The following is a 20,625-nucleotide window of genomic DNA, read 5'->3' as shown; positions in this document are numbered from 1 at the left end:
TTTTTATATTAAAGGTATATGTTAATCATCGATTAAAAAGAATAGTTTTTTGTCAATATAATTCTAAAAATTACTATTTTAGTTATAAAGAAAAAAGAAAGAGAATAATTTTATGGATGATAATTTTTCTCCCAGAGTCAAAGATGTTATAGCATACAGTAAAGAAGAAGCACTTAGATTGGGGCACGATTTTATTGGCACAGAACATCTTATGCTAGGATTGCTACGAGATGGAAGCGGAAAAGCGATAAGTATCCTTGATGCTTTAGATATTGATTTAACAAATTTAAGAAGAAAGGTTGAAATCCTCAGTCCGGCAAACCCTAGTGTGGCAGTCGCTTCAAATGAGAAAAAAAACTTACATTTAACTAGACAAGCGGAAAGAGCGTTAAAAACTACGTTTTTGGAAGCAAAACTATTTCAGAGTGCCTCTATAAATACTGCACATCTTTTATTATGCATTCTAAGAAATGAAAACGACCCAACTACAAAACTTTTAAATCGTTTAAAAGTAGATTATGATAACGTTAAAGACCAATTTAAGTTTATGATAACCAACGAAGAAGAGTATATCGATAACCCTAAAGCAGAATCCTTTTCTGAAGACGATGATGATTTAACGGGTGATTCTAAAGAAAACCCTTTTAACTCCCCTGGAGGAGCTAAAACAGGAAAAAAATCAAAAACTCCGGTTTTAGATAACTTTGGACGAGATTTAACTGCTATGGCAGAAGAAGGTAAACTAGATCCAGTAGTAGGTAGATCTAAAGAAATAGAGCGGGTTTCTCAAATATTAAGCAGGCGCAAAAAAAATAACCCATTACTAATAGGAGAACCTGGTGTTGGTAAATCTGCTATAGCAGAAGGGCTAGCTTTGAGAATAATTCAACGAAAAGTTTCAAGAATCCTATTTGACAAAAGAGTAGTAACCCTAGATTTAGCTAGCTTAGTGGCTGGAACAAAATACAGAGGGCAGTTTGAAGAAAGAATGAAGGCGGTAATGAATGAATTAGAAAAGAACGATGATATCATTCTTTTTATAGATGAAATCCATACCATTGTTGGTGCTGGTGGCGCAACAGGAAGTCTGGATGCTTCAAACATGTTTAAACCTGCACTAGCAAGGGGAGAAATTCAATGTATAGGAGCTACCACCTTAGATGAGTATAGGCAATATATAGAAAAAGATGGCGCTTTAGAAAGACGTTTTCAGAAAGTGATTGTAGAACCTACAAATATCGAAGAAACTATAGAGATCCTTAACAATATTAAGGAAAAATACGAAGAACATCATAATGTTATTTATACTCCCGAAGCAATTTTAGCATGTGTAAAATTAACGAATCGATACATGACAGATCGCTTTTTACCCGACAAAGCTATTGATGCTTTAGATGAAGCCGGATCCAGAGTACACATTACTAATATTGATGTTCCTAAAAAAATACTTGATCTAGAAAAAAAATTAGAAGAGGTAAGAGAGCTTAAAAACAGTGTAGTTAAAAAACAAAAATACGAAGAGGCTGCAAAACTTAGAGATGATGAAAAAAATCTCGAAAAAGAACTAGTTGTAGCTCAAGAACAGTGGGAAAAAGACTCTAAATTACATAAGGAAATTGTAAGCGAAGACAATGTTGCTGATGTGGTTTCTATGATGACTGGCATACCTGTAAATCGTATTGCACAAACCGAAAGTAACAAACTTGCTGAATTACCTGATTTAATTATGGGCAAAGTAATCGGTCAAGAAGAAGCTGTTAAAAAAGTAGTTAAAGCTATACAAAGAAATCGTGCAGGACTAAAAGATCCTAATAAGCCAATAGGTTCTTTTATATTCCTAGGACAAACAGGTGTTGGTAAAACACAATTAGCAAAAGTTTTAGCAAAAGAACTCTTTGACAATGAAGATGCTTTAATACGTATCGACATGAGTGAATACATGGAAAAGTTTGCTGTATCTAGACTTATAGGAGCACCTCCTGGATACGTAGGGTATGAAGAAGGAGGGCAACTTACAGAAAAAGTCAGAAGAAAACCGTATGCCGTAATTCTATTAGATGAAATAGAAAAAGCACATCCAGATGTTTTCAATATGATGCTTCAGGTATTAGACGATGGGTATCTAACAGATAGTTTAGGCCGAAAAATTGATTTCAGAAACGCAATAATCATCATGACTTCTAACATAGGAGCTCGTAAGTTAAAAGATTTTGGTCAAGGAGTTGGTTTTGGGACTACCGCCAAGAAAACTCAAGCAGAAGATTATGCAAAAGGAGTTATAGAAAATGCTTTAAAGAAAGCCTTTGCTCCAGAATTCTTAAACAGAGTCGATGATGTAGTAGTTTTTAATGCGCTAGAAAGAGAGGATATTCATAAAATTATAGATATTGAACTAGATAAATTATACGGAAGAATAAAAGATCTAGGATATGATTTAACACTGAGTGAAAAAGCTAAAGATTATATAACAGAAAAAGGTTTTGACAAACAATACGGTGCGAGACCACTAAAAAGAGCTATCCAGAAATACATCGAAGACGCTCTTGCTGAAGAAATAATTAATGCCCAGCTTCAGGAAGGAGACACTATTTTTATGGATATGGATAAAGATTCCGAAGAACTGACAATCACTATCAAGAAAGCTGAAAAGTCTACAGAATCATAACTTTAACAAAACGAGCAGTTTTTTTACAACATAGAGAGAGGAGTTATCCTTACAACAACCTAAAACAAACCTGTAAAAATTATTTTTACAGGTTTTTTCATACACTGAAAAGCTATATTTATAATGAAAAAACTAACAGAAACACAAGACTACCATAATAATCCACAGTTTTTTGTATATTAAAAGTCGGAATTAGAGAGATTTTATTTTTTATGCAGTTTTTACCATCTAAAATAAAATCAAAAAGCAAATAAACACCCAATGATAACCTCTTATGATTTTTATTTTTGCCATATAGAAATATATGAAGATTATGTCAAAGCCAAAATGAAAGAAGGTGTTACAGTCTCTCCCGATCATAACAATGTTTTATTACAAATTGTGGAAAAACACTTTAAAAACAAAGCTTTTGTATATATCTCTCATCGTATTAATTCTTACGCTGTAAACCCCACTGTTTACCTAGATACTTCTAAAATAAAAAATTTAGTAGGTTTTATCGTAGTATCTAAAGACCCTAAACAAAAAATGCAAACTAGAGTAGAAAAAATATTTTTCGAAAAAGAGTTTAAACAATTTAATACTATGAAAGAAGCTTTAGCATGGAAAAATATGATTATACAGAAATATAAAGATTAAAACCAGGGCTATATTCTAAACACAACAAAGCGATGCTATTTTAATAGCATCGCTTTGTTGTGTTTATTTTAAAAGAATTTATTTTGCAATATTAACTGCTCTGGTTTCTCGTATCACAGTAACTTTTACTTGACCAGGATACGTCATATCTGTTTGTATTTTTTGCGAAATCTCAAAAGAAAGACTTGCTGCTTTTTCATCATTTACCTTTTCGCTTTCAACAATTACACGTAATTCTCTACCTGCCTGAATTGCATACGCTTTCTTTACACCTTCAAATCTAAAAGCAATACCTTCTAAATCTTTCAATCTTTGTATATAAGAATCTAAAACTTGTCTCCTTGCACCAGGTCTAGCACCACTAATGGCATCACAAACCTGAACAATAGGTGATATCAAAGAAGTCATTTCTACTTCATCATGGTGAGCTCCTATTGCATTGCAAACTTCTTCTTTTTCTCCATATTTTTCTGCCCACTGCATCCCTAGTATAGCATGAGGAACTTCTGTTTCTGTATCTGGCACTTTACCTATATCATGTAATAAACCTGCTCTTTTTGCTAATTTTGGATTTAAACCTAACTCAGCCGCCATTACTCCACATAATTTTGCAACTTCTCTAGAGTGCTGTAAAAGATTCTGACCATAAGAAGATCTATACTTCATTCTACCTACCGTCTTTATCAATTCTGGATGCAACCCATGAATTCCTAAATCAATAACAGTACGTTTACCTACCTCTATAATCTCTTCATCAATTTGTTTTCTGGTTTTTTTCACCACTTCTTCTATTCGAGCAGGATGAATCCTTCCATCGGTAACTAATTTATGTAACGATAAACGAGCTACCTCTCTTCTTACTGAATCAAAACAGGATAAGATAATAGCTTCTGGGGTATCATCTACTATAATTTCAACTCCTGTAGCGGCTTCGATAGCTCTAATATTTCTTCCTTCTCTACCTATAATACGACCTTTAACATCATCGCTTTCAATATTAAATACAGAAACACAATTTTCTATCGCTTCTTCTGTACCTATTCGTTGAATAGTATTAATTATAACTTTTTTCGCTTCTTGCTGAGCTGTTAGTTTAGCTTCTTCAATAGTACCTTGAATTAGTGCCATTGCATCTGTTTTAGCCTGACCTTTTAATGATTCTACTAATTGATCTTTTGCTTCTTCTGCAGACAATCCAGAAATGACTTCTAATTGTTGTACTTGACTTTTATGAAGTTTTTTAAGTTCACTTTGTTTCTTTTCTAAGTAATCTTGACGCTGATCACTCTCTTTTATTTTTTGTTCTAATTCTGTACTAAGCTTTTTATTTTTAGATAACTCATTAGATACCTGTGACTCTTTATCTCTTATTCTTTTTTCAGCTTCAGCTATTTTTTTATCGCGAGACAATATTACTTTTTCATGTTCCGATTTTAATTCTATAAATTTTTCTTTTGCTTGTAATATTTTATCTTTTTTAATAGTTTCTCCTTCACTTTTAGCATCTCGCAGAATACTTTCGGAAGTTTTTTTAGCATTTTTAATTATTTCTGATGCCTTGCTTTTTTCCAAAACTTTTGCGATAATAAACCCTATCACCAGTCCTGTTATTCCAGCAATTATCAAAAAAACAATATTATTATCCATAATTTATGTGAGTATTTATATATAAAAAAAGCCTACACTAGTAAAGGTTTTGTATAAACTCTGTAAAAACAGGTTTAGGGCTAACAAACTGCTCAAGAATCCGCTCAAGGCGGCGCGCTTTCACAATTTAAACTCACCCTTTTTAATTAATTCTTGTTGAGTTTATCAAAATAACAACTAGTGTAGGCAGTAACCTATTTATTTTAAAAAGAACTTTATGATAAGTGGTTATAAAGCAAATCGTTTAAGTCATTCAACCTATTTGCAACATTAACCATATCCCCTTCTTTATCTATAGTTTTTTGTTCTACTTGTGCCGCAAGTTGCAAAGCACACATTGCTAATACATCTTGCTTATCTCTTACCGCATAACTTTGCTCAAATTGCTTAATCATAGTCTCTATTTTTTTCGCTGCTTTTCGTAACCCTTCTTCCTGATCCGGATTAATCGTTAATGGGTATATACGATCTGCAATAGATAATTTAATCTTAAGCTTGTCTGCCATATTAATTTACTCAGAGAGCTGTGCTATACACATATCAATCTCTCTTATTAATGCATTTATTTTGAGCTTGGTTTCCCTTTTATGTTCGTCACTGCCTAGCATTGCGTTAGCATTCTTGAGCGCACTGAATTTTTCTTCCCACTGCCTTAATTGATCTATCTGAAGCTCTGAATTGGATTCCAATCTCGCTATTTTCTCTTTTAAATCTGCATTTTGTTGTTTCATAAATTCATATTTATGAAGCAACTTATTTATCTTATTTTCAAGAGAATCAATAATTTCAATCAAATCGCTCATTGTAAATTTCACGCAATACTTCGTTACACAAAGTTAACATACCAATTGAAAAAACCCAATAGTTTTTTAACTAATTTTAAAGTTAGTTTTTATTACTACTTATCCTTTGATATTTCACCTACTTTAGCCAGAGAAGATCCGATTATTTGATGCATATCATAATATCTATATTCTGCCAATCTACCTCCAAAAATATAATTTTCAGATAGCTTAGATTCTTCTCTATACTTTTTAAAAATCGTTTGATTTTTATCGTTATTAATTGGGTAATATGCTTCCTTATCTTTATTCCAGTTTTCTGGATATTCTTTGGTGATAATTGTTTTATCTTGTTTACCAAACTCAAAATGTTTGTGTTCGATTATCCTTGTATACGGATAAGATGTATCATTATAATTAACAACCGCATTACCTTGATAATTATTCATATCATGTAATTCATGTTCAAATCTTAAAGATCTATATTCTAATTGTCCATATTTATATTCAAAAAACTCATCTATTTTACCAGTATAAACAACCTTATCTGCTAATGATTCTAACTCTTCTCTGCTTTCAAAAAAATCTACTCCCACTCTAGTTTCAATATCTCTTAACAATCCATCAATAATAGTGTTATACCCTCCAACTGGAATCCCTTGATATCTATCATTAAAATAGTTGTTGTCATAAGTAAACCTTACAGGCAAACGCTTAATTATAAAAGCAGGAAGCTCTGTAGCTTTTTTGCCCCATTGCTTTTCTGTATATTCTTTGATAAAAGTTTCATAAATATCTTTACCTACTAAGGACAATGCTTGTTCTTCTAGGTTTTTAGGGGATTCTACACCATATTCCTGTATTTGTTTATCAATTATTTTTTTGGCCTCTGTAGGTGTTTTAGTTCCCCATAGTTGATAAAATGTATTCATATTAAAGGGTAAATTATATAATTTACCCTTTGATAAAGACAAAGGAGAGTTTATATAATTATTAAAAACGGCAAATTGATTTACATAATCCCAAATCTTTTTATCATTGGTATGAAAAATATGAGCACCATATTTATGTATATTCATCCCTTCTTTTTGCTCACAATACACATTACCTCCTAAATGATCTCGTTTATCTATTACCAAACACTTTTTATTACGTTTAGTCATTTCATGAGCAAATACGCTCCCAAATAGCCCTGCTCCTACAATTAGGTAGTCATATCTTTTTTCTTTCACTTATATATTTCTTTAAAATAGAATTTTTATAACTTTGGTTGTCAAAACTACTGTTTTTAATAATATTTACTGCTATACTATTTAGAATCGGCTTAACGAAACTAATAACTTTGTTATTTCAATAAAAAATCAAACATATAAATTAACATCTATTTCTTTGGATATATGTTCAAAAAAATAAAATGTATGTATCTTGGCATTTTTTAAAATTATGTACTCATATGGTAGGATATTTCATTTCCAGAAATTATAAATCTCTTTTTAATGCTGCAGGTAAAGCAAAAACGGATTGTGAAACTATTTTAAACAATATTGGTTTTAAAAACCTTGGATTTAAACAATCTTCAATTCCAAATTCTGCGATTGGTACTGTTAAAAATTTTTTAGGAATAACTTATGCGTTATTACGTTTACCGTACAAGAGTACTTTATGTACGCAATATCCTTTAAACAAGTTTAGAGGATACGTCTTATTTATTGCCCAATTAAAAAAATGCAAAATCATCACTATTGTACATGATGTAAGGTTTTTAAAAGGTAGAACAGGAAATGCTAATAAAGAACTTCAAAAAATCACTCCATCTTCTGCTATTATAGTACATAATAATGCAATGAAGAACTGGTTTTTAGAACAAGGGGTGACTATACCTATCATAGTATTAGGTATTTTTGATTATATTTTGGATAAAGGATTGCCTAGTCAAAATAACAATTTTAAAAAAGAAGGTAATTATGAAATTGTGTACGCTGGTGGATTTGGCGAAGGAAAAAACTCATATATATATGATTTAGATCTATTAAGTCAAAAAGATTTCAAAATGAATCTATATGGTATTGGATTTGATTACCAAAAGCTAAAAACAGAAAAAGAAAATTCTGTTTTATCTTATAAAGGAGCTTTCACTTCTGATGTTGTCGCTTATGAAATAAAAGGGTCTTTTGGTTTAGTTTGGGATGGTGTTTCTACAGAGCAATGTAGTGGACAATATGGACAGTACTTAAAATATAACAATCCTCATAAAACTTCTTTATATATTTTATGCGGTCTTCCTGTAATCGTATGGGATAAAGCTGCCATAAGTACTTTTATAAAAGAAAACAATATTGGTTTTACAATTTCAAATTTGGATCAATTAAGTGATAAACTTAATAACCTATCCATAGACGATTATAAGACAATGAAAAACAATATTGATAAGGTTAGAACAAAAATTATTTCTGGAGGATATTTAAGTGATGCTATTAATCAAGCTCTAAAAAAGGCTTAACCTTCCAAAAAAATAAGTAGTTTTATACATCAAATACAAATCATTCATACAGATTCCTCTTTTATGAGAAAATTTATTTTTTTCGCTTTACTTAATTTTTCTTTTTGTTATGGACAGAAAGACTCCGCTAAAAAGACTTTTATCCATCCGTTAGATATTCCAATTATTACCTCTGGAACATTTGGTGAATTAAGATCAAATCATTTCCATTCTGGTTTAGATATGAAAACTAAAGGAGAAGAGGGGCTTAATGTTTATGCTTCTGCATCTGGAAGAATTAGCAGGATAAAAGTTTCTCATGGTGGTTATGGCAAAGCTCTATACATATCACATCCTAATGGTTACTCCACTGTTTATGCGCATTTAAAAAAATTCTCACCAGAGATTGAAGCTTTTGTAAAAGAAAAACAATATATAAAAGAATCTTATGAAATAGAGCTTTATCCAAAATCTGAATCTCTATTAGTAAAACAAGGAGATATTATAGCATACAGTGGTAATACAGGAGGTAGTTCTGGACCTCACTTACACTTTGAAATTAGAGACTCTAGATCAAGACCTATGAATCCTATGGCTTTTAATATAGAGGTTCTGGATACTAAAAAACCAATCGTAAATAGTTTGTGGGCGTATAGTCTTAATCAAAAGGCTCATATTAATAGCGCACAAAAACCTGTAAAATTAAGATTGTCTGCACAAAAAGACGGAAGTCTAAAATCTGAAAGCATAGAAGCCTTTGGTAAAATCGGTTTTGGAGTATCTACTATAGATAAGCAAGATTCAGCAAATAACAACAATGGTGTTTACCAAATCATTACAGAAGTTAATGGTCAAGAAAATCTAAAATTAGAAATGAATCGTTTTTCTTTTGCAGAAACACGATATATTAATAGACTTATAGATTACTCTTATTTTAAAGAATATCGAAGTAGAATTACTAAGCTTTTTGTAGAAAAAAATAATCCACTGACTATTTTTAAGAAGAAAATAGAGAATGGAATAATCGAAATACAAGATAGTCTTTCTTATAACTACACTATACACATTAAAGATTATAAAAATAATACCACTACAATACATATACCAATACAAGGAAAATACACTGAGGTTATTACAAAAACAGATCTTTTAAAAACAGAAGAGCACGCTAAAGCCAATGAAAATTACACCTATAGTTCTGGTGTTTTTGATCTTTTAATACCCAAAGGAAGTTTATATGAAGATACTTATTTAGACATATCTGTTACTGGAGAGACTGCTAAAATACATAATAGCAAAACGCCTTTGCATAAAAATATGACACTTGTTTTTGATGTATCCCGATATAAAGAAGAAGACAGAAAAAAACTATTTATAGGACGAGTTAATTCATCTGGCAAATCATATTATTCTACTACTTCAAAAAAAGGAAATAGATTCTCCACAAGAACAAGAACATTTGGCACTTACTCCCTTTTTAGTGACACTCAAAAACCTACAATTGTACCTATTAACGTATCCGAAAGAAAATGGATGTCTGATGCTACTCACCTAAAAATTAAAATAAATGATGCTGAATCTGGAGTAAAAAGTTATAGAGGTACCATAAACGGAAAATTTATTTTATTAGAATATGATTATAAAACAGGAATGTTAGTATATGACTTTAATGACAAAATAAATAATAGTTCAGAAAATAATTTTAAACTTGTAGTGTTAGATAATGTAAATAATAAAGCAACATTCGAAACAACTTTTTTTAGAAAACCTTAAATACTCTTACTTCCTTGAAAAACCAACTTTTCTTTCTCTTGATTTCCCTGATTTTAATCAGTGTTTCTTCCTCAGCCCAAAACGCAATTTTAAAAGGCGTTATCCTAAATGAAAATAATACACCTGTTCAAGGAGCAAATATTACCTACAAAGATACAGGTACTCAGTCTGATAAAAATGGCGTATATCAGCTTACTATCCCTACAAATCAAGAGGTTGAAATAACCATATCGCATATTAGCTTAAAAAACATGCAATTCACTGTTAATCTTGAAGAAAATCAAGAGTATGAGTTGAATCCGATACTAAAAAATGATATAGAACAAATTAGTGAAGTAATTATATCGGGCAGAGAAAGAAAAGTAGTAGAAGGCATAACAACATTAGACCCTGAAACTATTAGAACAACACCTTCCGCAAATGCAGGAGTTGAAGGGCTTCTTAAAAGTTTACCAGGAGTTAGTTCCAATAACGAATTAAGCACGCAATACTCTGTAAGGGGAGGTAATTATGATGAAAATTTAGTGTATGTAAATGAAATTGAAATTTACCGACCTTTTTTAATTAGATCTGGTCAGCAAGAAGGTCTTAGCTTTGTGAATACGGATTTGGTACGCAATGTAGATTTTTCTGCAGGAGGTTTTCAAGCTAAATATGGCGATAAGCTTTCTTCGGTTTTAGATATCACTTATAAAAGACCTACCAGATTAGGAGCTACAGCAGATTTTAGTCTTTTAGGAGGCAGCGTTTCTGCTGGAGGTATTTCTAAAAACAAAAAAATGGCAGCTATAGTAGGGGCTCGATATAGAGATAATAGTTTGCTAGTTGATGCAAAAAAAGCAGAAACCAATTTTCAACCAAGATTTGCCGATATACAAACTTACCTTTCTTATAATTTTTCTAATAAATTTGAATTGGGCTTTTTGGGTAACGTAGGAATTAACACTTACGACTACGAACCATTAAGAGAACAAGTAAATTTTGGAACTTTACAAACAGTACAAGCCTTAACTGTATTATATGAAGGTCAAGAAAAAGATAAATACGAAACATACTTTGGCGCATTAAAAGGAACCTATAGAGCTACCGACAATTTAACTTTAAAATTAATAGCTTCTGCCTACCATACACAAGAACAAGAATATTATGATATACTTGCTGCCTATGCGCTAGGAACGGTTAATACCGATATTGGCAGTGAAAACTTGGGAGAAGTAGAATTTAGTGAAGGTATTGGTTCTCAATTAACTCATGCCCGTAATGATTTGGATGCATTGATTTTAAATTTGGAGCATAAAGGAACTTATATTGCCGACAAACATCAATTAGATTGGGGTGTTAAATATACTTCTGAGGATATTAGAGATCGTTTACAAGAATACGAAATCATTGATTCGGCGGGTTTTTCTATAAGACCCCCTTTATTTGATTTTGTAAATAATCAGCCTTATTCTCCTTTTGCTACTCCAATTGTTCCCTTTACAAATACCAGAGCTATAAATAATGTAAAAATTGACAGAATATCTGGATATGCTCAATATAGTATTCGATCTACTATAAAAGAAAGTGAAATTTGGGCAAATATAGGAGTAAGAGCACATAACTGGAATATTTCTGGGAGTACAGTTAACAGCGCAGATTCTCAAATAGTTTTTAGCCCAAGAGCACAGGTTGCTATAAAACCAGATTGGGAATCGGATATGATATTTAGAGTATCTGGTGGTTTGTATCACCAACCTCCTTTTTACAGAGAACTAAGGGATTCTCTAGGTGTTGTTAGACCTAATGTTAAAGCACAGCAGTCTATACATGTTGTTTTAGGAAACGATTATAGTTTTTCTATGTGGAAAAGACCTTTTAAATTAACCACAGAAATATATTATAAGAAACTAACGGATGTAAATCCGTATACTATCGAAAATGTTAGAATACGATATCGTGCCAGAAATAATGCGGAAGCGTATGCACAAGGAATAGATTTAAGGCTTAATGGGGAATTTGTACCAGGAACAGAAAGTTGGGTAAGTGTTGGATATCTGAAAACGGAAGAAAATATTGATAACCGAGGCTATATATCACGACCTACAGATCAGCGATTAAAAATAGGAGTGCTTTTTCAAGATTATGTACCAACAATACCAAGTTTAAAAATGTATTTAAATATGGTATATCAAACAGGAGTCCCAGGAGGATCTCCCAGCTATGCTAATCCTTATAATTTTCAAACCCGATTACGAGATTATAGAAGAGCAGATTTAGGATTATCCTATGTATTAGTAGACAAAGATAAAAGACTAAGAGAAGGTCATTTTCTTAATGTATTTAGAGAATTAAACCTTGGTTTCGAAATCTATAATATATTTAACAATCAAAATGCCATTACTAATACGTATGTAAGAGATGCTGCTAGCAGAAGACAGTTTTCTATCCCTAATTACTTAACTCCTAGAGTTTTTAATGTACGATTAGGAATGAAGTTTTAAAAAAAAATAGTATCTAATTTGTAAGAAATATAGATACTGTTTTTTTTTTTAAACTTGTAATAAGCTTTTTGTAATACTTCAAGATTACTCCTCAATAAATTTCTTTAATACATCCACTACATAATCTACTTCTTCTTTTGTATTATATTTCGAAAAAGAGAAACGTATAGATGGTTTTTGTAAATCTTCATCCGAAAGGATTTCTGTTAGTACATGAGACCCTTTACCGCTTCCGCTTTGGCATGCGCTTCCTTTAGAACAGGCAATCCCATTAATATCTAAATGAAATAATAATATACCTGCTTTTTCTACAGAAACAGGAAGGCATACATTGATCAACGTATAGGTACTATTTTTTACATCACAACAACTAGCATTAAATTTTACACCTTCAATATTACTTTTCAGTGTATCTATAAAATACTGTTTTACATCTTGAATATATGCTTTTTCTTCTTCTAGATTCTCATAAGATAATCGTAAAGCCTCGTCCATACCAGCAATGTTATGCACACTCTCTGTTCCTGCACGGTAACCACGCTCTTGCTCTCCTCCAAAAATTAGTGGTTTTAAACCAGAGTTTTTTCGAATATATGCAAAACCAATTCCTTTTGGCCCATGAAATTTATGAGCGCTTACTGCAGTATAATCAACATCTATTTCGCTTAAATTAACTTCGTAATGCCCAACAGACTGTACCATATCACTATGAAAAATAGCTTCATATTGCTTACAAAGTTTTCCTACACGATCTATATCTAAAATAGTTCCTACTTCATTATTTACATGCATTAAACTCACTAAGGTTTTTTCTTTAGACGAATTTAACAAAGATTCCAGATGCTCATAATCAATAGTTCCATCTGGGTGTATCGCAACATAGCTTACCAGTATATTATTACGGGATTCTATTTCTTGTACTGTATGTAATACAGCATGGTGTTCTATCTTTGATGTTATAATATGGGTAACTTTTAAATCTCTAACAACACTATTAATAACTAGGTTATCTGCTTCTGTACCTCCAGAGGTAAAAATAATTTCTGAGGCTTTTACTCCTAAATAATTAGCAATATTTTTACGAGCTTGTTCAATATGATTCTTCGCAGACCTACCATACCCATGTATTGAAGATGGATTTCCAAAATCTTCTTTTAATACTGAAACCATTTTTTCAATAACTTCTGGCCTAACCTCTGTGGTAGCAGCACTATCAAAATATACCTTTTGCATATAACAAAATAATTAATTATTTAAAAAGACAAGATTTAAAGATTCTTTAAAATAAACCTATTTTTTATCAAAAAAATCCTTAATCGACACTACAAAACTAGTTTAAATAAAATTATTTTCGACGAGACACGTTATAATCTTTCAATTCCTTTACTTTTGTCAAAAAAAATACTCATTCTGACATGGAAAAGCTGTTTTCATTTCTATTTTTATTATTCTTTTTAATTTCTTGCGATGATGGCGATATTGTTATTACCAGTTTCGAATTTAATGACTCTGATTTACAACTATGTAAAGGTGCGAAAGAAAATGAATTTGTTTTTTTTAAAATTGGAAAAACCGTTAACGAGGCTATTTCGTATAATTTTATTAATGAAACATTCTCTGATACTATTATAAGCCCAACTCCTTTACAAATTGAATTAACAGAAACCTCCAGTAATTTAATTTACCGAAATTTTGATATAAAAATAACCAATGACTATTTTTGTTCTAATGTTCCTCCTAATGACATTACCATAGTAGAAGAACTTGTAGGAACTAATGGATCTGCCGAAATAGACACCCAAATTATTTTAGAAGATGATGGTGATGGTATTCCAGCAGAAGATGAAGATTTAAATGGAAATGGTAACCTTGAAGATGATGATACCGATGGAGATGGTATCCCTAATTATAAAGATCAAGATGACGACAATGATAATATTTTAACTAGCGTAGAAATACCAAATGAAATTCCTGACAATGATAACCCAAGAGATACGGACGGAGATGGAATACCTGATTATCTTGAGGAAGATGATGATAATGATGGAATTTTAACCCGAAATGAAGATGCTAATCTAAATGGAAACCCAAGAGACGATAGGGACCCTGAATCTGGAAAGTTATTTTATTTAGATCCTCAATCTACCAATACTTCTGTTAGTGTAGATCCCAAGCTTGATAACACTATAAAAACAACATTTAGAACTACTGTATCTATAAATGGACTTATTTTTGATGGTAATAATCAAAATTTTAAAGACAAAAACTTTTCATTTGGTTCTAGAGATGTTACCATCCCTAAAACAACAAAAAAAATGTAGCTTATTTTATCCTATATTATGAATAAATTTATTTACCATATACTTATAAGTACACTGATAGTTAGCTGTAGTGAAGGAGATATTATTAACAATGATATTACTAATTTTGATGCTCCATTAGAAAACTGTGCTAATTTAAATAAAAATACTTTCGTTTTTTTTAAAGTAGATAAAACTACTAATAGTACTATATCTATGAGCTTTAATAGCTCTACATTTAATATTCGTCCTAACACCAGTGACATTTCTACAACCGAACCTACTACAATTGCTCTTAACGGAGATACTAATCAATTAATATACAGAGAATTTAGCTCTAATATTTCAGGATCAGACTATTTTTGTTCTATTGTACCTCCAAACAATACTAATGTAACTAAAGAACTAATTAGTTCTAATGGTACACTTGAAATTAGTTATGAAGAGCTAGAATCTACTAATAATACTCAAAAAAGATTTAAACGAACATTAACAGTTCTTAACCCTACCTTAGAGAGTAATGATGGTATTTCAATTAGAAATGAAATATTAGTTCTTGGTAATGACACTATAGAAGCTGACATATCTATTGGTTTTACAGGAGAAATAAAAAATTGCACAGAAGCTCCCCCTAATACTTTTACTATATACAAATTAAACGAAGATAGAAACAAGGTCATTACTATAAATTTTGTAAATGATTTTTTTGACATTATTCCATTATTAGAAAATATATCTGAAGAAACACCTACTAAAATTGTATTAAACACAACCACTAATAAAATCACATACAAAGAGTTTGATTCTGCTATTCCAGAAAACAATATTGTAGAATCTTTTTGTAATAATAATATCCCGCTTTCTATTAATACTACTAGAAAATTAATAGGCAATAGAGGTTCTATAGAAATTAGTTATGTAAAACTAACCCCTCTAGATGGCAAAGAAAGGTTTAATCGATCTTATACTCTAAAAGATATTATTTTAGAAGGTACAGGCTCTCCAATACAAATAGATGCCTTATTATTAGATACTGAAGAAATTATATTAAAATAGTCATCTTATTATTTTATCGACAACAACCAAAAACAATTATTTTGGATTTTGTATAACATATACTTCCATTGCTCCTAAACCATATTTTTTATAATCTGCATCAGAAACCTTTATATTATCATATCTTCCAAAAAAATATTTTAGTTCTTCTTTTAACACTCCTTGCCCTACTCCGTGAATAAAAATCACTTTCGGAATACGTTTACTAATCGCAAAATCCAATTGTCTTTTCGCTGTGTCTAACTGTAGTGTAACTATATCATGATTAGCCATTCCTTTAGTAGTCTTCACTAGTTTATTAATATGCAAATCTACTTCCATTGGCGCAACATTCCTTTCTTTTGGTTTTACTACTGCTCTTTTAGGTTTCTTTTTAAAGACTTCTTTTTCTTGCAGATTTTTATATACATCTTCATAAGAAGGAAGAATCATCTCTCCTGTTTCAATTTTTACTACTTCTTTAATAAAAAAATCAAGCTCAAAACCATCTTCAGTCTCTATAGTTATTTCGTCTGAAATAATATGAACAACCTTACCTGTGATCGGTTCATCTAAAACAGATACCGTATCCCCTATTTTTATTGTACTCATTCTTCTTCTTCTAAAGATGGATCAGATTCAATATTTTTTTTTGATTTTACGGTAGTAGTAACCATAAATAAGCCCATCATTAATAAAACAATTCCTATACTTTGAATATAATAATTTTTATCCTCAAAAAATGTTTCACTTATAATTGCTGTACCACCAACTATTATAAAAAGCACTCTTATTATCTTTTTTGTTTTTTCGTAATTCATCTATTACCTTAATTTCTTTATTAGCTACATAAGAACTAATTATAATAACTCCTATATACTGTTCTTATTAAAATAGTATAGTTTTTTAATATCGCAAAAGTATTAAATAATAGATTTCTTAAGCTCTAAAAGCTTTAAATAACTTAATTATGTATATTGCACCTCAAAAATTATAAAGATTTTCGACTTTGGAGACTTATATGTTGCCGTGCCTAAACAAAAAAATTTTTGGTGTTGAATGTTTAGGATGCGGTATGCAAAGATCTATACTTCTTCTTTTTAAAGGAGATTTTGTTGCTGCATTTTATATGTACCCAGCTATTTACCCTCTTTTCATTCTACTTCTTTTTTTGGGACTCAACTTTTTTATTAAATTTAAGTATGATAAGTATATTAAAATATTTTTAATGATACTTACGATACTTACTATGCTTATAAGCTATATAATTAAAATGAAAATTATTTTTTAACTAATCAATTAAATCATGGAAAAACAAGCATTACCTAACTCTACCTTAATTTTAGTTCTTGGAATTTTATCGATTGTAGGATGTTGTTGTTATGGTATAGGAATTATTCTTGCTATTATAACTTTAGTATTAGCAAAAAAAGCTACAACTTTATACAATGAAAATCAAGAATTATACTCAGGATTTCAAAATGTGAAAACAGGTAAAATATTAGCTATAGTTGGTATTGCTCTTGGTGCAATATACCTTATATATGTTATATTTATATTTGTAACCATTGGTATGGATGGTTATATGGAGATGATTGAAGAAATGAAAAGATCTGCAGGAGCATAATTTTAATCTTATTAAAGAAGTAAAGAAGCTGTTCGAAATATTATTCTGAACAGCTTTTTACATAAATACTAATTAGATCAATATATTTGGAAATTTTAATTAACCAATTAGAATCCAGTACTCTAAAATGCCCTGGAAAGGAATTAATTGGCTTAAATTGTCTTGGCTGTGGGCTTCAACGTAGTTTTATACTACTTTTAAAAGGAAACTTGATAGATTCATTTTTAATGTACCCAGCACTTATTCCTATTATAATAATGTTTGTATATTTAATTGTACATCTTTTTTTAAACTTTAAAAAAGGCGCAAAAACTCTTCAATATTTTTATCTTCTTAATACTATACTTATCATTGCAAATTATATTATAAAATTCTAATATATTTTATGGAAACTAAACAACAATTACCAAATGCTACTTTGGTATTAATATTTGGTATTACATCGATTGTAACCTGTTTTTGTTACGGAATCTTAGGACTAATATTTGGTGTTATCGCATTGGTTCTTGCAAAAAAAGCTAAAGATCTGTACTTAGTTAACCCCGAATTATATTTAGGGTATGATAACTTAAAGGCAGGTAAGATTTGTGCTATAATAGGTGTAATACTAAGCTCTTTATATCTTTTTGTTATTATTGGCTATATAATTTTTATGGGAGCAATGTTACCTTGGTCTGAGATCTTAAATTCTTAGAAAAATATCATTAAAAACAATATTTTTCAATAAGTAAAAAACTAATGACTACCAAAAATAGATTGTCTGAAAAGTAACCTTTCTTTGTAAAACTGAGCTTGTATAAGTTTTTAAATCGCTAACAATTAAATACATAATAACAAGACCAGGTTAGCAATTTAGTTTTGATTTTACTTTTCAGACAGCCTCTTTTTTATAGATCATTGGCTCTGATTACAAATATATACAATAAATTACTGTTTATTCTCTTGCAATAATATTATGGTTTCTTTCTACAAAGCCTCTAATTTCCAATTAGGTCCAATTTTGGATCCATTTTTAATGGCTCCTATGATTACTTCATAATTTCCACCACGCCCCATTATCAAAGCAGGACTATTGGTTTTGAGTGAAAAATCTTCAGTACTTAAACTAGAAAATAGTGGATCAGCAATTTTAGAATTCAGATCAGGATTAAAAGCCAATCCGTATTCTGGCGCAATAGTATTTTGCCAGTCAAAAAAAGAATTTATATCAATAGTATTAGGTCCATCACGCTCTAACACCCAATTTTCAGCTATATTAAAATAAAGATTATTATCAAAATAACTAATTCCATTTTTAAATGTTGTTACACCAACGGTAGCTCCTGTAGAAAAAACAAGTGGCATATTGGTATTAGAAGACCATTTAGGTTTATTACCAAAAATGATATTATTAAATATTTCTATACCTAACATTTCCTGGATATAGCCTATACTTCCACAGTTTATCAAAGTGTTGTTGTAAATCAAAATACCATCTCCTTGCTCCCCTACATCTTGTAAAGGGATAGAAACTGTAGTTTCAACATCAATAATCAAATTATTATAAAATTCTGCATTTAAAGGAGCTGGTAAACCACTTCCTTGTATCTCCATCACAAGCCCCTTATTAGCATTACGAATAATATTATTTCTGACTATATGCGATTTTTCATGAGTTTCATCCGCCTGTTTTTGAAAAATAGCTTTATCTACATTATAGATGAGATTGTTTTCTATAATACAATTAGATGGTTGATATCCATGAATACCAGAGTGTAATGCATAAGGGCGATTTGTTATTGGGTTACTGTTTGAGTGAGTATCATAAATATCATGTATAATATTATTTTTAATCACACAACTATCACAGCCATCTAAACGAATTCCACCTACATTATCAATTCCTATAAGATCATGGATATGTAAATCTTCAAACACCATTCCTTTATTTGGTGGATCATGATCGGGGTTAGTAAATATTCCTGATCCAGACAAATTTGCAATTTCAAAATTCTTGATGACCACATAGCTTGTAGTAAAATCGGCAGCAAAACCACTATAGTTAGGATTAGATTTACCTTCTTCAAAAGTTGAAAATCCAATTTTAGGACGCTCTCCAGGGTAACCAGAAATTGTAATCGGTTTTTCTACTGTACCGCTTTTGGTTACAAAAAAAGCAGTAGCATCAAAGGCATTTGTTACTACTGTAGGAATATATGTTCCTGCAGATGCTCTAACATAACCTATCTCTCCTCCTTCTAATGTATTTAGCATTTTTTGAATTGTTTTCCATGGTCCAGTACCTCCATCTTTTTTATAGTGCCCATCATTTGTGTCATTGGCATCAACGTGATCCTGATCGACATAAAATGCATCAGGATCTATTAGTATAGGGTCTGGATCTGGATTATCTGGTTGAACTATATCTGACACTGAATCATCTGAAGAATTACAGCTATTAAAAATTATACTTTGAAATAATAACAAAGTAACCACTACAAATAGTTTTTTCATAGGTTTAGGTTTTATATATAGATTTCATAATTTAACATTAACACAAATTAATATTTCTTTTATATGTATTCAATATTTGTTACCCCATACTACTAGTCATGCTTATATTTTTAATTCGCTTCTTCAAAGTACCTTCTATACTTATTTATTTTGCACATATTATGTTAAAAAGGTAAAATACATTCTTTCTCAATACCCTAAAAACTACAATATAAGCCATTTACACATATATGAATTGTAATCTATTTAATGTATATTAATATTTTTGAATATTATAAATAAATAATAATAATCAAACACTGCATTCCGTGAAAAACCCTCCTCTTGTTTTCAGAGGAATGAATACTACCAATAAGTCTTTAACCCAGTTTATGCGTTAGAATATACAAAAGGAGGGTTCAGATTTTTAATTTGACTAAATAATCCGTCCATCCAAGGTCTCTTTTTAGCAGGTAAAGCAATCTTCAACACCTTTTTATTAGCGTGTTTAACCTGCCAAGCTCCTAATGCAAAGCAATAGACTTTTAAGGTTTTTAATGTTGCCCGATTATGATGGTTTAGTGCAAAATGTCGGAACAAACTCATCAGATTATAAGCCATCATTATACATCTAAATGAAGCTTCAGTAGCCCAAAAATCTTGGAGACAAAAGTTATCTAGTCCAAAATCTTGTTTGAGTTCTTTAATTCTGTTTTCACAATC

The 20,625-nt window shown here is 30.5% G+C and carries 20 protein-coding genes, 1 other RNA gene and 1 pseudogene; 12 read left to right on the top strand and 10 right to left on the bottom strand.

The window, feature by feature from the left end; all coding sequences use genetic code 11:
• The first annotated feature begins 112 nt into the window (after positions 1-112).
• Both H527_RS0116300 and H527_RS0116295 read left to right on the top strand, forming a co-directional pair.
• On the top strand, positions 113-2,665 hold the full coding sequence (locus tag H527_RS0116300; protein WP_027413680.1) for an ATP-dependent Clp protease ATP-binding subunit: 2,553 nt from the start codon (positions 113-115) through the stop codon (positions 2,663-2,665).
• Between the two features lie 261 nt (positions 2,666-2,926).
• A complete protein-coding gene (locus H527_RS0116295) occupies positions 2,927-3,304 on the top strand; it encodes a hypothetical protein (RefSeq protein WP_027413679.1) in 378 nt (125 codons plus the stop codon).
• Between the two features lie 78 nt (positions 3,305-3,382).
• On the opposite strand, the gene rny is transcribed toward H527_RS0116295, so the two are convergent.
• The 5 genes from rny to glf all read right to left on the bottom strand — a co-directional run bounded on the left by rny (position 3,383) and on the right by glf (position 6,965).
• Entirely contained in the window at positions 3,383-4,951 is a 1,569-nt protein-coding gene (rny, locus tag H527_RS0116290; protein WP_027413678.1) for a ribonuclease Y, read from the bottom strand.
• Between the two features lie 55 nt (positions 4,952-5,006).
• Positions 5,007-5,113, bottom strand: a non-coding RNA gene (gene ssrS / locus H527_RS23595) — 6S RNA.
• Between the two features lie 53 nt (positions 5,114-5,166).
• A complete protein-coding gene (locus tag H527_RS0116285) occupies positions 5,167-5,457 on the bottom strand; it encodes a cell division protein ZapA (RefSeq protein WP_027413677.1) in 291 nt (96 codons plus the stop codon).
• A gap of 6 nt (positions 5,458-5,463) precedes the next feature.
• Positions 5,464-5,754 (bottom strand): hypothetical protein, encoded by a 291-nt coding sequence (locus tag H527_RS0116280; protein ID WP_027413676.1) that lies wholly within the window; start codon positions 5,752-5,754, stop codon positions 5,464-5,466.
• A gap of 95 nt (positions 5,755-5,849) precedes the next feature.
• Positions 5,850-6,965 carry a UDP-galactopyranose mutase gene (gene glf / locus H527_RS0116275; RefSeq protein ID WP_027413675.1) on the bottom strand — a complete coding sequence of 372 codons (1,116 nt, stop codon included), beginning with the start codon at positions 6,963-6,965 and terminating at the stop codon, positions 5,850-5,852.
• A gap of 182 nt (positions 6,966-7,147) precedes the next feature.
• Here glf and H527_RS24865 point away from each other — a divergent pair.
• The 4 genes and pseudogenes from H527_RS24865 to H527_RS0116260 form a co-directional block, all read left to right on the top strand.
• Positions 7,148-7,621 (top strand): annotated as a pseudogene (locus tag H527_RS24865) (glycosyltransferase); the annotation flags it as partial.
• Positions 7,604-8,233 (top strand): glycosyltransferase, encoded by a 630-nt coding sequence (locus H527_RS24860; RefSeq protein ID WP_487042768.1) that lies wholly within the window; start codon positions 7,604-7,606, stop codon positions 8,231-8,233. The pseudogene H527_RS24865 and the gene H527_RS24860, both read left to right, overlap by 18 nt.
• 63 nt (positions 8,234-8,296) lie before the next feature.
• Positions 8,297-9,985, top strand: a complete 1,689-nt coding sequence (locus H527_RS0116265; RefSeq protein WP_027413673.1) for a M23 family metallopeptidase — start codon at positions 8,297-8,299, stop codon at positions 9,983-9,985.
• A gap of 14 nt (positions 9,986-9,999) precedes the next feature.
• The gene (locus H527_RS0116260; RefSeq protein WP_035088514.1) at positions 10,000-12,468 is read left to right on the top strand and encodes a TonB-dependent receptor; all 2,469 of its coding nucleotides are present in this window, start codon (positions 10,000-10,002) and stop codon (positions 12,466-12,468) included.
• 84 nt (positions 12,469-12,552) lie between these two features.
• Here the strand turns inward: H527_RS0116260 and H527_RS0116255 are convergent, their stop codons facing one another.
• A complete protein-coding gene (locus H527_RS0116255) occupies positions 12,553-13,701 on the bottom strand; it encodes a cysteine desulfurase family protein (RefSeq protein WP_027413671.1) in 1,149 nt (382 codons plus the stop codon).
• A gap of 182 nt (positions 13,702-13,883) precedes the next feature.
• On the opposite strand from H527_RS0116255, the gene H527_RS22410 reads away from it, so the two are divergent.
• Positions 13,884-14,789 (top strand): hypothetical protein, encoded by a 906-nt coding sequence (locus tag H527_RS22410; protein WP_051316826.1) that lies wholly within the window; start codon positions 13,884-13,886, stop codon positions 14,787-14,789.
• Between the two features lie 18 nt (positions 14,790-14,807).
• The gene (locus tag H527_RS0116245; protein ID WP_027413670.1) at positions 14,808-15,824 is read left to right on the top strand and encodes a hypothetical protein; all 1,017 of its coding nucleotides are present in this window, start codon (positions 14,808-14,810) and stop codon (positions 15,822-15,824) included.
• Positions 15,825-15,860: 36 nt separating this feature from the next.
• Here H527_RS0116245 and H527_RS0116240 read toward each other — a convergent pair whose 3' ends face one another.
• Both H527_RS0116240 and H527_RS0116235 read right to left on the bottom strand, forming a co-directional pair.
• The gene (locus tag H527_RS0116240; protein WP_027413669.1) at positions 15,861-16,415 is read right to left on the bottom strand and encodes a Smr/MutS family protein; all 555 of its coding nucleotides are present in this window, start codon (positions 16,413-16,415) and stop codon (positions 15,861-15,863) included.
• Positions 16,412-16,624, bottom strand: coding sequence for a hypothetical protein (locus tag H527_RS0116235; RefSeq protein ID WP_027413668.1), 213 nt, complete (start codon positions 16,622-16,624; stop codon positions 16,412-16,414). The genes H527_RS0116240 and H527_RS0116235 overlap by 4 nt, the downstream gene beginning before the upstream one ends.
• Before the next feature lie 200 nt (positions 16,625-16,824).
• On the opposite strand from H527_RS0116235, the gene H527_RS0116230 reads away from it, so the two are divergent.
• The 4 genes from H527_RS0116230 to H527_RS22405 all read left to right on the top strand — a co-directional run bounded on the left by H527_RS0116230 (position 16,825) and on the right by H527_RS22405 (position 18,124).
• Positions 16,825-17,094: a DUF2752 domain-containing protein gene (locus H527_RS0116230; protein ID WP_051316825.1), complete on the top strand. Its 270-nt coding sequence runs from the start codon at positions 16,825-16,827 to the stop codon at positions 17,092-17,094.
• Positions 17,095-17,109: 15 nt separating this feature from the next.
• Positions 17,110-17,430, top strand: coding sequence for a CCC motif membrane protein (locus H527_RS0116225; RefSeq protein WP_027413666.1), 321 nt, complete (start codon positions 17,110-17,112; stop codon positions 17,428-17,430).
• An 86-nt stretch (positions 17,431-17,516) separates the two neighbouring features.
• Complete coding sequence (locus H527_RS24830; RefSeq protein ID WP_051316824.1) at positions 17,517-17,807, top strand: DUF2752 domain-containing protein; 291 nt, start codon at positions 17,517-17,519, stop codon at positions 17,805-17,807.
• An 8-nt stretch (positions 17,808-17,815) separates the two neighbouring features.
• Positions 17,816-18,124 carry a CCC motif membrane protein gene (locus H527_RS22405; RefSeq protein WP_035088511.1) on the top strand — a complete coding sequence of 103 codons (309 nt, stop codon included), beginning with the start codon at positions 17,816-17,818 and terminating at the stop codon, positions 18,122-18,124.
• A 272-nt stretch (positions 18,125-18,396) separates the two neighbouring features.
• Here the strand turns inward: H527_RS22405 and H527_RS0116210 are convergent, their stop codons facing one another.
• Positions 18,397-19,923: a right-handed parallel beta-helix repeat-containing protein gene (locus tag H527_RS0116210; RefSeq protein WP_027413664.1), complete on the bottom strand. Its 1,527-nt coding sequence runs from the start codon at positions 19,921-19,923 to the stop codon at positions 18,397-18,399.
• 369 nt (positions 19,924-20,292) lie between these two features.
• On the bottom strand, positions 20,293-20,625 hold a 333-nt coding region (locus H527_RS22400; protein ID WP_035088508.1), incomplete at its 5' end, for a transposase.

The sequence above is a fragment of the Aquimarina muelleri DSM 19832 genome (genome assembly GCF_000430665.1).
GTDB classification, from domain to species: Bacteria; Bacteroidota; Bacteroidia; order Flavobacteriales; family Flavobacteriaceae; genus Aquimarina; species Aquimarina muelleri.
This window is presented reverse-complemented; position numbering and strand designations above follow the sequence as displayed.

What these genes read in the sequence shown, in the direction of transcription:
- H527_RS0116255 (WP_027413671.1), bottom strand. Translation starts at nt 13,701, where the DNA reads ATGCAAAAGGTATATTTTGATAGTGCTGCTACCACAGAGGTTAGGCCA.
- H527_RS0116295 (WP_027413679.1), top strand. Translation starts at nt 2,927, where the DNA reads ATGATAACCTCTTATGATTTTTATTTTTGCCATATAGAAATATATGAA.
- H527_RS0116210 (WP_027413664.1), bottom strand. Translation starts at nt 19,923, where the DNA reads ATGAAAAAACTATTTGTAGTGGTTACTTTGTTATTATTTCAAAGTATA.
- H527_RS0116285 (WP_027413677.1), bottom strand. Translation starts at nt 5,457, where the DNA reads ATGGCAGACAAGCTTAAGATTAAATTATCTATTGCAGATCGTATATAC.
- H527_RS0116300 (WP_027413680.1), top strand. Translation starts at nt 113, where the DNA reads ATGGATGATAATTTTTCTCCCAGAGTCAAAGATGTTATAGCATACAGT.
- H527_RS0116245 (WP_027413670.1), top strand. Translation starts at nt 14,808, where the DNA reads ATGAATAAATTTATTTACCATATACTTATAAGTACACTGATAGTTAGC.
- H527_RS0116240 (WP_027413669.1), bottom strand. Translation starts at nt 16,415, where the DNA reads ATGAGTACAATAAAAATAGGGGATACGGTATCTGTTTTAGATGAACCG.
- H527_RS0116235 (WP_027413668.1), bottom strand. Translation starts at nt 16,624, where the DNA reads ATGAATTACGAAAAAACAAAAAAGATAATAAGAGTGCTTTTTATAATA.
- H527_RS0116265 (WP_027413673.1), top strand. Translation starts at nt 8,297, where the DNA reads ATGAGAAAATTTATTTTTTTCGCTTTACTTAATTTTTCTTTTTGTTAT.
- H527_RS0116280 (WP_027413676.1), bottom strand. Translation starts at nt 5,754, where the DNA reads ATGAGCGATTTGATTGAAATTATTGATTCTCTTGAAAATAAGATAAAT.
- H527_RS0116230 (WP_051316825.1), top strand. Translation starts at nt 16,825, where the DNA reads ATGTTGCCGTGCCTAAACAAAAAAATTTTTGGTGTTGAATGTTTAGGA.
- rny (WP_027413678.1), bottom strand. Translation starts at nt 4,951, where the DNA reads ATGGATAATAATATTGTTTTTTTGATAATTGCTGGAATAACAGGACTG.
- H527_RS22410 (WP_051316826.1), top strand. Translation starts at nt 13,884, where the DNA reads ATGGAAAAGCTGTTTTCATTTCTATTTTTATTATTCTTTTTAATTTCT.
- H527_RS0116225 (WP_027413666.1), top strand. Translation starts at nt 17,110, where the DNA reads ATGGAAAAACAAGCATTACCTAACTCTACCTTAATTTTAGTTCTTGGA.
- H527_RS22405 (WP_035088511.1), top strand. Translation starts at nt 17,816, where the DNA reads ATGGAAACTAAACAACAATTACCAAATGCTACTTTGGTATTAATATTT.